The following is a 13703-nucleotide window of genomic DNA, read 5'->3' as shown; positions in this document are numbered from 1 at the left end:
GTGAACTTCGGAACGACCACGCTGACGGCGATTCGCGCAGCGTGGTTCATTTAGGCAGCGAGGATTCATGTCTCGAAAAGGCTCCACGAGCGCTATTCTCCCGTTGGCTGTCCTGGTTTTCACCGCCATGCATGTGATGGCCGAGGACGCGGGACGGCAGGAGGCTGATCCGGCTCCCGCCAACCCGCCGGCGGCTGCAAAACCGTCGGGCGAGACGACAGCTCCGCCCTCGATCACCGTGATCGATCCCGCCGATGCGCATGGCGTGCTGGGACGCGACGTGCGGAGCGCTAGCGGCCAGAACATGGGACGAGTCGTTGAGGTGATCGTAGATCGGGCGGGTGCGGTTCGCGCCGCCGTGATTGATTTTGGCGGCTTCCTCGGAGTCGGCAGCAGGAAAATCGTGGTCGATTGGAATGCGCTCCGCTTTAGCGGGGTGAAGGGTGCGACCGACAGCATCAGTCTTGCACTCACGCAGGATCAGGTGAAGGCGGCGCCGGAATATAAGGAAGGTGCGCCCGTCGTGGTGCTGGGCGCGTCAGGAACCCTGCAGCCGCTCAACTTCGGCCCTTGATTGAGGGAAGGTATCCGATCTGCGCGATGGGACCCGACGATTGTCCGATCTGAAGAGCGCACGCCCGCGACGGGCGGGGACAGGGGACGCGAATCCGCCGCCGGACCGCCGGCCGTCGGCGCAAAGTCAGCGCGGTCTCGACTGGTTCATTTTCTTCCTTGCCGATGTGCAGACTGGATTTGGCCCCTTCGTCGCGGTCTATCTCACCACGCAGAAGTGGACACAATCCGAGATCGGGCTGATCCTGTCGATCGGCGGGATCATTGGGTTGATAGGTCAGATGCCAGGCGGCGCCGTCGTCGATGCGGCGCGCTCGGAGCGTCTGGTCGCGGGGCTCGCTGTCGCCACGATCGGCGTCAGCGCGCTTGCCTATGCGGCGTGGCCGATCTTTCCGGTCATCGCACTGGCGGCGATCCTGCATGCCGCGGCGAGTTGCGTGCTCGGGCCTGTGATCGCCGCTATCAGCCTCGGTCTTGTGGGACCGAAAGCGATCGGCGAGAGACTCGGACGCAATGCGCGCTTTGCATCGCTTGGCAATGGCGTGGCGGCGGGAGTGATGGGTGTTATCGGATACCTGCTGTCGAGCCGCGCCGTGTTCGTGGTGAGTTTTGTGTTCGTAATCGCGACGCTGCTTTCGCTTGCCCGCATCCGTCACCGGGAAATCGATCCCGAACAGGCTCACGGGGCGACGGCGTGCGCGGAGCCGGATCTGGATGCGACCAGCATCGCCCATCTTCTGCATCAGCGGCCGCTGGTTATCTTCGCCTGTACGGTTTTCCTGCTCCAGCTCGCCAATGCGGCCATGCTGCCGTTGATGGCGGGCATCGTGACCCAACGTTCGAGCCAGGGCGCGCCGGCGCTGATCGCGTTCTGCATCATCGTCCCGCAGGCGATCGTCGCCCTGGTGGCGCCTACCGTCGGCCGCAAGGCGCAGGTATGGGGGCGCCGTCCGCTGCTCATGATCGCGTTCGCCGCGCTGGCTATTCGGGGAGCGTTATTTGCGATGGTCCACGATCCGGTCCTGTTGGTCGCCGTGCAGGTGCTGGATGGCATCACGGCTGCGGTCTTCGGCGTCATGATCCCGCTCATTGTCGCCGACGTCACCTTCGGCTCCGGTCATTTCAACCTTGCGCAAGGCGTCATCGGCACGGCCGTCGGAATAGGCGCCTCGCTTAGCAACATGGTCGCCGGTCATGTGAGCGATCATTTCGGGCATGGCGTCGCGTTCATGGGATTGGCCGCCGTCGCATTGTCGGGCCTGCTGGTGGTCTGGATCCTCATGCCGGAAACAAGGCTTCGGGAGGGATTGGAGCAACGATCGTAAGATGAATACTCGGCGGGCGGCTTCGTTCGCGCTCGAGCGTCGTAGCGCCGAACTGTCAGACTTGATAACCCACCCGACCGGGATAACCCATCCGGACGAGGCTATTTTCAGAACTCGCCGTGCAGCCGCCCGGAAAATACGTGAACCGGGCCGCGGTCGGCGTTGTAGGCGGGGTTCGTAACAAGCTGGTAGTCTGCGGTCAGCGTGAACCACTTGTTCAGCGCAAAGGCATAATACGCCTCCATCACGCGTTCGCGGCGGTAGTTGAGTTGGCCGTCGCCGATGAGAATGCCAAGACCTCCGGCCGCGATGAAGTCGCGATGATCCTGTGACAGGGCGTTGATCGCACCGCCGATACCGATCACATCGTCCGGCCGGCCCCAGCGCGTTCCCTTGATCGAGGTCCCGACCGCAAGGCTGGCGTCGATATCGGTGAATGCCATGATTTCAGTCCTGCCGTCATTCCAGCTCCAGCGTCCGAATAACCCGACGTCGTCGGTGACGACCTGTTCGACGCTAAAGACGTACCCGTACTTGATGCGCCCGGCCCGGGTCAGCGCGATGTCGAGATTGAAAGCGGGGTTATTCAGCGTGTCGCGATAGCTGCCCATGTAAGCGCTGTTGAGCCAGCCGATGGAGCGGAGCTTGCCAGGCCGGCCCAGCAGCGAATAGCGCGTCTCCAGTTCCAGCAGGTACTCGCCGCGCTCAAACAGGCGGCCATCGAAGCTGTTGGAATTCGATTCGGAAACCATCAGAAAATAGCCGCCGCGCAACGCCCATCGTTTCTGATTGAGCTCGGCGGTGACGCCGTAGCTGAGGCCAACTTTGTCCGCGGAATAGTCGAAGGCGCCCGGCGCCCACAGCGCCCAATTCATGAAATCCTTGCGGGTGTCCTTGGCGAAGTCGTTGCCGTCGAACACGTCGAGGACGGCGAACTTGCCGGCTTGCAGCGTCAGCCGGGAGATATCGGCCTTGTCCGACAACTGGGTTGGTCCGTTGGCCAGTTCTTCCTGCTCGCCACCGAGGCCAAAGGTCTGGCGTGCGAACAGCCGAGTGGTGTTGTAGTGCGGATAAGGAAAGTTGGACCTTTGCGCCTCGCCGTTTGTAAAACCCGCTATGCCCACGGTGTCGTTGAAGCCAAATCCCTGAAGCAACTCGGGGTTATAATAGACCTCGCCGCCGTCCCATAGCCGCGCGTTCAGAAACAGGCTGTTGCTCCAGGTCGCCTTGTATTGCGCGGCCGGGCTCAAACTGTTGGCGCCGCTATAGGGAGCGCCGAAGGATGGGTAACCCTGGCCGATATAGGTGGTCTGGCCGTGAACTTCCCAGCGATCCGATTCGGGATCGGTGAGCGAGGCCGCCGAAAGGTTGACGCTGGCTGCGTTCGGGAAGAGCTTGCGGTTAAGGCCGACGCGGATCGACTGAAAATCCATTGTTGCGGTATATTGCGCGGCTGATGGAAACTGAACGTTCGTTTTGTCGAACTGGTAATAGAGATATTCAAGCCGCGCGCTCCAGTGCGGCGCGAAGGCGTATTCAAGCCCTGCTCCGGCGACCCAGCCAAGTCGGGAGCCCAATGTTTTCTCCCGATCGCCCGATGGCGGATCGTTCAGGTAACGCTCACCCGCAATCGCTAGGCCGCCGGTGGCATAGGTGAGCCATGGACCCGTGGCGTAGCCGATCCGGCCGCGGGCCGATCCGATGAAGTCCCACTGGTGCGTGACGTCGGAGCGCGCTGTCGCAAGCTTCGAGACGAACGAATTGGATTCGATGTAGCTCGGAAATGAGATGTCGGTTTCGACGCCGAGCAAAAGCCCCGAGGGGAGCTGGAGGTTGTAGCCCGCCTGAACACCGCTGATCAGCCCGCCGAAATCGTTGCCGGTGGTGATCGGTGCAGGGTCCGCCAGTGTGGCCGTCGATCGGCCGCCGCCGAACCCGGCATGGGCCCCCAAATAAAGACCGGTCCACTGGATTATTGGATGGGGCACGGCTTTGGTGGGGATTGAGGCGCCGATATCCGCGGCGGCGGCCGAACCGGCCAGCGCGACCAGCACCAAACCGGTCAGGACGATTTGCCTCCCGCGTCGCAATCGGAATGCCCGGATCGTTGTCATCGGACCGCCTGGTTAAAACGGGTAACGCCCCGTATTTGTCGTTGTCGCCTATTCGATCGAAACGCGTCACGCAATGCCTTCGACCTGAGGTGGCGCCGGTTCGCGTGAGGAAACGCGTCAAATCAAAACCTTAGACGAGCGCTCTGCTTTTGATTCAATCAGAAGCGGAAAGGCTCTAGCAGGCTGTTGAAAAAGCCAGTCGCGGCCGAGCTGTGAGCATGATTTATTGCTCCGAAGCGATTTGGAGATGATGAGTGCGCGGTGGTGACAATCTGACTGGCGAGCTGTTCAGCTACGTTGATCTGGAGGCGCGGGTTCGACGCGACCACCCGCTTCGCGCCATCCGGGTCACGGTGAACGAAGGGCTTGTCGCTTTGGAGCGGGAGTTCGCGGCGCTGTACTCGCCACTCGGGCGGCCGTCGATCCCACCCGAGAAGTTGCTCAGGGCGATGCTCTTGCAGGCGTTCTACTCGATCCGCTCGGAGCGGTTGCTTATGGAGCGGCTGGAATACGACCTTCTGTTCCGCTGGTTCGTGGGCATCGGCGTCGACGATCCAGCCTGGGACCATTCGGTGTTCTCGAAGAATCGCGAGCGGCTGCTTGAGGGCGACATCGCGGCCAAATTCCTGAGTGCGGTGCTGGCCCAGCCCAAGGTGAAGAAGCTGCTGTCGACAGATCACTTCTCGGTCGACGGCACGCTGATCGAGGCCTGGGCTTCGATGAAGAGCGTCAAACCGAAGGACGGCTCTGGCGAGCCGCCGGCCGGCGGCGTCGGGCGCAATGCCGAAGCCGACTTCCACGGCCAGAAGCGGACTAACGACACGCATGCCTCGACCACCGATCCGGACGCAAGGCTCTACAAGAAGGGCAAGGGCAAGGAGGCGAAGCTATGCTTCATGGGTCATGGGCTGATGGAGAACCGCCACGGCCTGTTGGTCGACGCCTGCCTGACGCTGGCCGACGGACATGCCGAGCGGGTGGCGGCGTTGCACATGATCGAACCTCGCGCCGACCGGCCCCTGGCCATCACACTTGGCGCTGATAAGGCCTATGACACGGAGGACTTCGTCAATGAGTTGCGCGCGATGAAGGTGACGCCGCACGTGGCGCAGAACACGAGAGGCCGAAGCTCGGCGATCGACGGACGCACGACGCGGCACAGCGGCTATGCCGTCAGCCAGCGTATCCGCAAGCGCATTGAGGAAGCCTTCGGCTGGATCAAGACGGTCGCCCGCCAGGACAAGACCCGCTTCCGCGGCCGCGACCGCGTCGAATGGGCCTTCACCTTCGCAGCCGCCGCTTACAATCTGGTGCGACTGCCGAAGCTCATGGCGGTGCCAGCATGACCCCCCGTCCCACGGCCACGCCAAACTGCTCGACAGCTCAATCCAAATCTCATCACAACGGCGATTAAGCCATCCCGAAAGCCAGACGGGACACTTCTTCAACAGCCTGCTAGGCATCTTCTTGGTTCATATCATTGCAACTCATTTGCAATTGTTGGGTATTGGGGAGAATAGAACGTTCATCCCATCGCGCGATGACACCGACATGACGACGGCGATCGCGTACCCAACGCGAATGGTGTCAGGCGTGATCGCGTGGCCCGTCCGTCAGCACCGCCGGGTCGAACTTCATGATGTCCGCCAGCAATTCGCAAAACGCGCGGGCGCCATGCGCGAGCAGCCGCTCGCCTTTCTCGGCTGAAGCCAGGGTGGCGTCGCCGACGGCGCCGCTGGGATGAAGGTCCTGAGCCTGCCATGCGAAAGGCGCGGGCCGTCGTGTGCCGAGCCAGCGATAGGTTTTCTCGATTGCAATGCTCGCAGGGCTGAAATCGGCGATGCAGTCGCTGCGGACCTGATCCGGGTAGCGGGCCAGCATGATGGACGTTTCGACGGCGCCGCCGTGAATGCCATGGCGCAACTCCTGCGCATCGAACAGGCCGTCGGGCACGCCGAATCGTGACCACGCCGTGGAGACCGCGAGCATTCGATGCCGAGCCCGCAGGTCCTGCGCCACCATCGACATCGCCGCGCTGTTACCGCCGTGGCTGGACACCATCACGATCTTTTTGATACCGCGCCGCGCGACCTCCTCACCAAGCGCAGTCCAGGCCCTGAGCGCCGCCTCGTTGGTCAGCGTCCGGGTGCCCGGAAAATCCATGTGCTCGGTGGAAATGCCGACGGGCTGCACTGGCAGAAAGGTCGCGGGAATATCCTGCGGCAGCAACTCGCGGACCTTTGCAATGTAGGCCTCCGCGATCAGCACGTCGGTCGTGAGCGGCAGATGCGGCCCGTGCTGCTCGGTTGCGGCGAGTGGCAACACCGCGATCCAGTTTGCCGCGTTCTCTGCTGCAACGCCGGGCCAGTGCATGGTCAACCAGTCAAAAGGGGGCGTTCGGATCATCTCGCGCAGCGTTTTATTGAACGGAAACGCAGATTATAGCGTTTCGAGCAACGTGGACACCGGTTTGCGTGAAAACGCGCGTTCAGAATCAAAACCATGAAGCCAGCTTCTGTTTCTTCGGAAACGGAAAGGCTCTAAGCTGAGTGTCCGATCGAGGCCGCCGGACGAAACCAGCAGGCGCGCCGGTACGGTCGATTCCCGCCATGCCAGGTCCTGTCATGGGCCAGAACGATCGAGGAGCCGAAGGATGAACCTTGCCGTTTCGCTGCGAAGGTTAACTGCCGCAATCGTGCTTGCGCTTGGCATCGCACCATCAGCTTCGGCTGAAACGGCGCTGGACAAGGTTTCCTTCGGCACGAACTGGGTCGCCGAGGGCGAACACGGCGGCTTTTTTCAAGCCCTGGCCGACGGTACCTACAGAAAGTTTGGTCTGGACGTGACTATTGTTCCGGGTGGTCCCAATGTGAACAACCGGGTTCTGCTGATTGCCGGCAAGCTCGACTTCTTCATGACCGCGAACACCCTTCAGTCCTTCGATGCGGTCGCCAATAACGTGCCTGTCGTCGCGGTGGCCGCGATGTTCCAGAAGGACCCGCAGGTTTTTCTTGCCCACCCGGAAACGAAGGTGACGAAAGTCGAGGACCTGAAGCCGCTTAATCTGTTCATTTCCAAGGAAGGCATCGCAAGCTACTTCCAGTGGCTCAAGTCCGAGTATGGATTCAGCGCCGAGAAGGTCAAACCTTACACCTTCAACGCTCAGCCGTTTCTCGCCGACAAGAAAAGCGCGATGCAGGGTTACGTCACCTCGGAGCCATTCGCCGTGGAGAAGCGGGCCGGCTTCAAGCCGACCGTGATCCTGCTCGCCGACGCCGGATTCAATCCGTACTCGACCCTGATCGAAACCCGCCGCGATCTGGTCGAGAACAAGCAGGATTTGGTGCAGCGTTTCGTCGACGCCTCGATCATCGGTTGGTATACCTACCTCTACGGCGACAACACGGCCGGCAACGCCATGATCAAGAAGCTCAATCCTGAAATGACCGACGACCTTTTGGCCTATTCGGTGGCGAAGATGAAGGAGCATGGCATCGTCGATTCCGGCGACTCCTTGCGCGATGGCATCGGCGCCATGAACGATGCGCGCTATGCGAGATTCTTCGACATGATGGTGCGGGCCGGCGTGGTGCGCCGGGACGTTGATTATCGCAAGGCCTATACGCTGCAATTCGTCAACAAGGGCGTGGGTCTCGATTTGCGTCCCAAGAAATAGAACCCGCGGCCAATGACTGAGCACGCAACAGCGTTCTCCACGGCTGGCGCGGGCTCGTGCGCTGGAGACGCCGTGAGGCTGGAAGGCGTTACAAAACGCTATGACCGTGGCGTCGCGGCGCTGGGCCCTGTCGATTTCACTGTACGCAAGGGCGAGTTCGTGTCGCTGCTTGGGCCGTCCGGGTGCGGGAAGTCGACTGCGTTGCGGATCATTGCCGGATTGAGCGAGCCGACGGCCGGCAGGGTTCTGCTTGCCGGCGGCGGGCGCTCCATCGGCTTCGTGTTTCAAGAGCCAACGCTGATGCCATGGGCAACCGTGCGCGACAACGTGGCGCTGCCGCTGAAGCTTTCGCGCCAGCGCCGCGCTGACATCGGAGATCAGGTCGAGGTTGCGCTGGCGCAGGTGGGGCTTGCAGAGTTCGCAGCCGCCTATCCGCGCGAACTGTCCGGTGGAATGAAGATGCGGGCATCGCTCGCCCGCGCACTCGTTACCGACCCGGATGTCCTTCTGATGGACGAGCCGTTTGCGGCGCTTGACGAGATCACCCGATTCCGTCTCAACAACGATTTGCTCGCGCTGTGGCGCGGCCTGCGCAAGACCGTCATCTTCGTCACGCACTCGGTGTTCGAGTCGGTCTATCTCTCGCGCCGCGTCGTGGTGATGACGCCGCGTCCCGGCCGCATCAGCGCCGAGTACTGCATCGACACGATCGAGCCACGGGATGAGAATTTCAGAACCTCGGCGGAGTATGCGGCGTATTGCCGTAAGGTGTCGGCGGCGCTGTCGTTGGCCATGGGAGCACACCGCCGATGACGGCGTCCGGCTCATTCGCGCCAGCCGACAATGAGCCGCCGGAAGAGGGCGTTCGGACGACGCCGGTGGCACGCATGCTGTTGCCGTTGGCCGTGTTGGGGGCGAGCATACTGGTATGGCATGCGATCGTGGATCTCTACGACATTCCGCCCTATGTGCTGCCCGGCCCGGGGCTGGTGGCGGTGACGCTGCTGGAAGACTGGCCGATTCTATGGCGCTCGCTGCTGACGACCTTGCTGACCACTGTCGAAGGCTTCGCCGCCGCAGCGGTGGGCGGCATTGGGCTGGCGCTGCTGTTCAACCAGTCGAAATGGCTGGAACAGGCTTTCCTGCCCTATGCGATCGTCCTGCAGGTCACGCCGGTGATTGCGATTGCACCGCTGCTTTTGATTTATTTGCCGCAGCACACGGCGGTCGTCGTTTGCGCCTGGATCGTCGCGTTCTTTCCAGTGCTGTCGAACACCACGCTCGGCCTAAACTCGGTGGACCGTGGCCTCGTCGGGCTGTTCCAGCTTTACGGAGCGTCGCGCCTGCAAACGCTGCGTTATCTCAAACTGCCGGCGGCATTGCCGTACATTTTCGGCGGATTACGCATTGCCGGCGGCCTGTCGTTAATCGGCGCGGTGGTTGCGGAAATCGCGGCGGGTTCGGCCGGTGCCGGTTCGGGTCTTGCGTACAGAATTGCGGAGTCCGGCTACCGGCTCAACATTCCGCGCATGTTCGCGGCGTTATTGTTGCTCTCTGTGGCCGGCATTGTCATTTATATGTGCCTTGCGACGGCGTCGCATCTGATGTTGCGGCGCTGGCACGAAAGCGCGATCGGGAAGGAAAGCTGATGGCCGCCCCCGTCTCCCTGAACAAGATCGATGGCCGCACGTCTGTGTGGCGAAGGCGGAGATCTGTTCTTGTCGCAGTCGCGATGGTGATGTCTTGTGGATCAGCCGCATCGGCGCAGGATGCATCCGCCTTGAAGAAAAACATGGTCGGACAGTGGGAGTTGTCAACGACCGAACGCAGCAAGACTTGCGTGCTGACGCTCAAGAGCGATCCATCGCCGCAGGGTTTCAAGCTCGATCTTGAGCCGGGTTGCGCGGCGTCGCTGCCGTTCACGAAGGACGTTGCGGCCTGGACCGTCGCCGGTCTTGATATTGTGCGCTTGCGGGCCGCGACCGGAGAGCCGGTGATCGATTTCACCGAAGTCGAGAGCGGCATTTTCGAAGGCCGGCGGGAGAATGAGGGCATCTACATCCTGCAAAATCTTGCCGAGGCCCGCTCGCTCGCCAGATCGATGGACCAGATGATCGGCGACTGGGCCTTCGTCCGCGGCAACGGTCAGCCGATCTGCGGCATCACGCTGACGAACACTGAAGTCCCACCCGACAATTTCCAGGCTTTCCTCAAACCCAAATGCGATACGGCGATCGCGAACTTTAAGCCGGAGGTCTGGCGGCTCGAGCACGGTGAAATCCTGCTGATGTCAGCGAGCGGCGAGACCTGGCACTTCCAGGCCGATGACAACGCGCAGTGGCGGCTGGTTCCCGACAGCACCAGTCCGCTGATCCTCATTCGGCAGTAATCCTTAGAGCCTTTCCGCTTCCGATTGGATCAGATGCGGGGCTCCATGATTTGATCTAGATCAGCCGCAGCCCTTTCAGACTCGCGTGGCCGTTCTTGCCGACAATGATGTGGTCATGCACGGAGATTCCGAGCGGCGATGAAATGTCGATAATCGATCTGGTCATCTGGATGTCGGCTTGCGATGGCGTCGGATCGCCAGAGGGGTAGTTATGCATCAACCCGTGAAACTTTGAAAAGATATATATTTCAATAAGATAATTAACGTCAAAGATGAGATGGTGCCGGTATCTGGGGTCTGTAACTCGCGCAAATTCGCGGCAATCCCGGTGCAACCCGCGTAACCCCTCAAGCGCCCGCATTCGCAAGCTGCTGCACGAACTTCACATCGGTCTATCCCATTTTAGGCGAGCACGGATCAAAACAGGAGCTGACCTTGATCGACGATGGCAAACCGCACCCATCGTCAATCGAAGGCCAGCTCTGTCCATTCAGTCCATTGCGCCCTCGGTGTCGTTGGCGCCGAAGGACGCAGTTGATATGCGCTTACAGGAAATCAGGTTTGAACGATCCCATCGCTCCAACTCCTCGATCGGGTATAGGATCGCTTTGCCGATTTTGACGAATGACGGACCAATTCTCTTCGATCGCCAGTTGCGTAGCGTACCCTCGCTAACTTGGTTGCGATAACGCTCGACGACCTCTTCGAGGGTCAGATAGGCAGGAACGGACACAGTTTCTCCATAGCTCTAGTAATAGTGCAACGGCCCGTTGCACTAACGTGTATGAGGCGGATGAACAGGGTTGACCCTCGCTGCGCTTGGCGCTTGGCAGTTCAGCCGTCACACTGGCTAGCAGGAAATCCGACATTGGACTCGAGATCGCGGATGCTTCTCGACGGAGTGTCCGCGAGCCCGATCGGTACTTGGGCCTTCCGGCGAGTTATCCGATGCTGTGACGAGGCCGGTCGGACCGTTTTGCTGTTCGGATCGGATGTTGAACTCACTGTCCCCGAATCCGCCCATTGTTGCAGATCGACGATCGCATAGACGACTCGACCGCCGAGCTTGCGGTAGATCGGGCCTGTTCCATAAGTGCGATGCTTCTCAAATGTTCGCGGCGACAGTCCAAGAAACATTGCGGCCTCGTGGGTACGAAGATAGCGCGGCGGAATGACGGGTGGCTGCATATCGATAACTCCTTTGTTTCGCGGGCCGGAATGGCGTGCGACCAGGTGGTTTTACGATTTCACTGAAAAGAACTGCCTGTTGGCGAAGAGTCGACGCCGCCACTCACGCTTCAATTTAGTTGTTTCATCACCTCTTCAGCAGAGCTAAAGAAACGAGAGCCATGAGGCAACCGTTCCCTTTCTTCGATAAAAGCGATTTTGCGGGCGTTCCAAGCCAGCGTTCCACCCGACCGATCAAGGAATTTGAAGCAGCTATTGATCGAGCCGTTGGAGAACAGGTGAGAGCCGATGGTGCATGTGGCGTCGATCTCTGGTCGGCGTTGGCCAACGGTCGATGGCATGCATCGAATGGGGCCGTTGTTTCCTACTCTTTTCGAGAAGCGGCCCGGCTTGTCGCCTGGGTACGTGAAGAGGGTGACTCCATCTTGTGGTATTGCAGCGGACCTCCGGGCGAGGTGGCGCAGTGGATCGGTGAAGCGATGGCCGCTGAAGGCTGGAGTTGGACCGCTTCTGACTGATCGCGCTCTTCGCTGGCGAGGAACCATTCTCCCGCGCGATACCGTGCTCCGGTTCGGGGCAGGTAGAAGTGATTGAGTCGCGCTGAGTACTGGATTGAGAACCTCGCGAACCGGTGCGAGCGTAGTGGATTATACGCTAAGGCGTATTTATCTACATTATACGTTGTGACGTATATAGATATTCATTCTCTGAAGCGTATATTGACATTTACACTCTTAAGCGTATATAGCGTGCCCAGAGAGGTGCGCCGTGGACCAGATTGTCCGAACGCCTAAGCAAATCGGAGATGCCATCCGCCGGCAACGTCGCAAGCACGGCCTGAATCAGACCAACGTCGGGGACCGGACGAAGCTACGACAGGCAACCATCTCCGCCGTCGAGAGTGGCGCGCTCGGAACTCAGCTCGGAACGCTTTGTGACATTCTCGCTGCGCTCGACCTAGAGTTCGTTATCCGTCCCAGGACGAAGGCAAAGCCGGCCGAGATCGAGGACATCTTCTGATGGCCCGCCCGCGGCGGCACATCTCGCTCAATGTCTTCCTGAACGGCCGTCTCGTCGGACGCCTGAATAGGCAATCCAGCGGCGCAATCGATTTTCAGTACGATCCGTCCTGGCTTGCCTGGGAGCATGCGCTGCCCGTGTCGCTCTCTCTGCCTTTGCGTGAGGACCGTTATATCGGTGCGCCTGTCATCGCCGTTTTCGACAATCTCCTGCCTGACAGCACGCCCATCCGTCGCCGCATGGCGGAGCGGGTCCACGCTCAGGGGATCGACGCTTACGACCTGCTTGCCGCTGTCGGACGGGATTGCGTCGGCGCGTTGCAATTCCTGCCGGACGGCGTCGAACCCGGCGCCGCCGGCGCTGTTGGCGGCAAACCTATCGACGACAAGGGAATCGCCCGGCTTCTCGGTGACCTTGCATCGGCTCCCCTTGGACTTGGCGAGGATGAGGACTTTCGGATATCGATCGCCGGCGCCCAGGAAAAGACCGCACTGCTGTTCTGGAACGGGCGTTGGTACAAGCCGCTGGCGACTACGGCCACGACGCACATCCTCAAACCGCAGATTGGCCGACTGCCGAACGGCATCGATCTATCCTACAGCGTTGAAAACGAGTTCTTCTGCCTTAAGCTGGCGGCTGCTCTTGGACTTCCGAGCGCCGCCGTTGCGATTGAAGAGTTTGAGGGTAACCACGTGCTCGTGGTCGAGCGGTTCGATCGCCGTTGGACCAGCGACAACCGTCTCCTGCGTTTGCCGCAGGAGGATTGCTGCCAGGCCTTGTCCGTGCCGCCATCCTTGAAATACGAATCCGATGGCGGCCCCGGCATTCCGGCTATTCTCAATCTGCTCAAGGGAAGCGACCAGCCGAAGGCAGATCAAACAACGTTTCTGAGAGCCGTAATTGCCTTCTGGCTGCTCGGTGCCACGGATGGTCACGCCAAGAATTTCAGCGTTTTTCTCTCTCCCGGAGGTCGCTTCCGCATGACACCGCTCTACGATGTGATCTCGGCGCAGCCTAGCCTCGACACAGGCCAGATCAAACGTAACAAGATGAAGCTGGCCATGGCCGTCGGGGACAGCCGCCACTACGTCGTCGGTGGCGTGATGCCTCGCCATTTTGTCCAGACCGCCGCCAAGGCGGGGATTGGCGCGGGACTCGTGACCGCGATCTTCGATGAGCTGCGCACACAGACACCGGCAGCGGTCGAGCAGGTCACCGCGTCGCTCCCGAAAGGATTTCCTGCCGAAGTCGCTGACAGCGTCAGTAATGGCGTCAAGGCTCGTCTGCGCAGGTTGGAGGACGCGTGATGCTAAAGGTTCATGTGCGACCAGCTTAGTCAGAGCCGGCATTGCCGTTTTGGTTGTAGCAAGCCAGAGGAATTATCTAGCCGCGATAGCGCTGGATGACTTTCAGTTAGG

The 13703-nt window shown here is 60.6% G+C and carries 13 protein-coding genes and 2 pseudogenes; 10 read left to right on the top strand and 5 right to left on the bottom strand.

Annotated elements, in window-relative coordinates:
• Positions 1-127: 127 nt before the first annotated feature.
• Positions 128-574 carry a PRC-barrel domain-containing protein gene (locus tag NB311A_RS09500; protein WP_009798315.1) on the top strand — a complete coding sequence of 149 codons (447 nt, stop codon included), beginning with the start codon at positions 128-130 and terminating at the stop codon, positions 572-574.
• A gap of 40 nt (positions 575-614) precedes the next feature.
• On the top strand, positions 615-1898 hold the full coding sequence (locus NB311A_RS09495) for an MFS transporter (protein ID WP_009798314.1): 1284 nt from the start codon (positions 615-617) through the stop codon (positions 1896-1898).
• Positions 1899-2005: 107 nt separating this feature from the next.
• Here the strand turns inward: NB311A_RS09495 and NB311A_RS09490 are convergent, their stop codons facing one another.
• On the bottom strand, positions 2006-4012 hold the full coding sequence (locus NB311A_RS09490; protein WP_009798313.1) for a carbohydrate porin: 2007 nt from the start codon (positions 4010-4012) through the stop codon (positions 2006-2008).
• Positions 4013-4266: 254 nt separating this feature from the next.
• Between NB311A_RS09490 and NB311A_RS09485 the strand changes: the two genes are divergently transcribed.
• Entirely contained in the window at positions 4267-5358 is a 1092-nt protein-coding gene (locus NB311A_RS09485; protein ID WP_009797950.1) for an IS5-like element ISNisp7 family transposase, read from the top strand.
• Positions 5359-5599: 241 nt separating this feature from the next.
• Here the strand turns inward: NB311A_RS09485 and NB311A_RS09480 are convergent, their stop codons facing one another.
• Positions 5600-6418, bottom strand: coding sequence for a creatininase family protein (locus NB311A_RS09480; RefSeq protein WP_009798312.1), 819 nt, complete (start codon positions 6416-6418; stop codon positions 5600-5602).
• A 247-nt stretch (positions 6419-6665) separates the two neighbouring features.
• Here NB311A_RS09480 and NB311A_RS09475 point away from each other — a divergent pair, with 247 nt between their 5' ends.
• The 4 genes from NB311A_RS09475 to NB311A_RS09460 are packed head-to-tail and all read left to right on the top strand — an operon-like array spanning position 6666 to position 10077.
• On the top strand, positions 6666-7688 hold the full coding sequence (locus tag NB311A_RS09475) for an ABC transporter substrate-binding protein (RefSeq protein WP_009798311.1): 1023 nt from the start codon (positions 6666-6668) through the stop codon (positions 7686-7688).
• A gap of 12 nt (positions 7689-7700) precedes the next feature.
• Complete coding sequence (locus NB311A_RS09470) at positions 7701-8501, top strand: ABC transporter ATP-binding protein (RefSeq protein ID WP_009798310.1); 801 nt, start codon at positions 7701-7703, stop codon at positions 8499-8501.
• Complete coding sequence (locus tag NB311A_RS09465) at positions 8498-9337, top strand: ABC transporter permease (protein ID WP_009798309.1); 840 nt, start codon at positions 8498-8500, stop codon at positions 9335-9337. The genes NB311A_RS09470 and NB311A_RS09465 overlap by 4 nt, the downstream gene beginning before the upstream one ends.
• A complete protein-coding gene (locus NB311A_RS09460; RefSeq protein WP_009798308.1) occupies positions 9337-10077 on the top strand; it encodes a protease inhibitor Inh/omp19 family protein in 741 nt (246 codons plus the stop codon). Before NB311A_RS09465 ends, NB311A_RS09460 begins: the two co-directional genes overlap by 1 nt.
• Before the next feature lie 55 nt (positions 10078-10132).
• Here the strand turns inward: NB311A_RS09460 and NB311A_RS20545 are convergent.
• From NB311A_RS20545 to NB311A_RS09450, 3 genes and pseudogenes are all read right to left on the bottom strand, one after another.
• A pseudogene (locus NB311A_RS20545) lies at positions 10133-10297 on the bottom strand (JAB domain-containing protein); the annotation flags it as partial.
• Positions 10298-10567: 270 nt separating this feature from the next.
• A complete protein-coding gene (locus NB311A_RS09455; RefSeq protein ID WP_009798306.1) occupies positions 10568-10810 on the bottom strand; it encodes a helix-turn-helix domain-containing protein in 243 nt (80 codons plus the stop codon).
• 218 nt (positions 10811-11028) lie between these two features.
• Positions 11029-11265, bottom strand: a pseudogene (locus tag NB311A_RS09450) (helix-turn-helix transcriptional regulator); the annotation flags it as partial.
• A gap of 161 nt (positions 11266-11426) precedes the next feature.
• Between NB311A_RS09450 and NB311A_RS20540 the strand changes: the two are divergent.
• From NB311A_RS20540 to NB311A_RS09440, 3 genes are all read left to right on the top strand, one after another.
• Complete coding sequence (locus NB311A_RS20540; protein ID WP_207382369.1) at positions 11427-11783, top strand: hypothetical protein; 357 nt, start codon at positions 11427-11429, stop codon at positions 11781-11783.
• A 250-nt stretch (positions 11784-12033) separates the two neighbouring features.
• Positions 12034-12285 (top strand): helix-turn-helix domain-containing protein, encoded by a 252-nt coding sequence (locus NB311A_RS09445; RefSeq protein WP_009798304.1) that lies wholly within the window; start codon positions 12034-12036, stop codon positions 12283-12285.
• Positions 12285-13592, top strand: coding sequence for a type II toxin-antitoxin system HipA family toxin (locus NB311A_RS09440; protein WP_009798303.1), 1308 nt, complete (start codon positions 12285-12287; stop codon positions 13590-13592). The genes NB311A_RS09445 and NB311A_RS09440 overlap by 1 nt, the downstream gene beginning before the upstream one ends.
• Positions 13593-13703 lie beyond the last annotated feature (111 nt).

This window comes from Nitrobacter sp. Nb-311A (assembly GCF_000152905.1).
In the GTDB taxonomy this organism is placed as follows: Bacteria; Pseudomonadota; Alphaproteobacteria; order Rhizobiales; family Xanthobacteraceae; genus Nitrobacter.
Note: the sequence above shows the minus strand (reverse complement) of the source record. Positions and strands in the feature narration are given on the sequence as shown.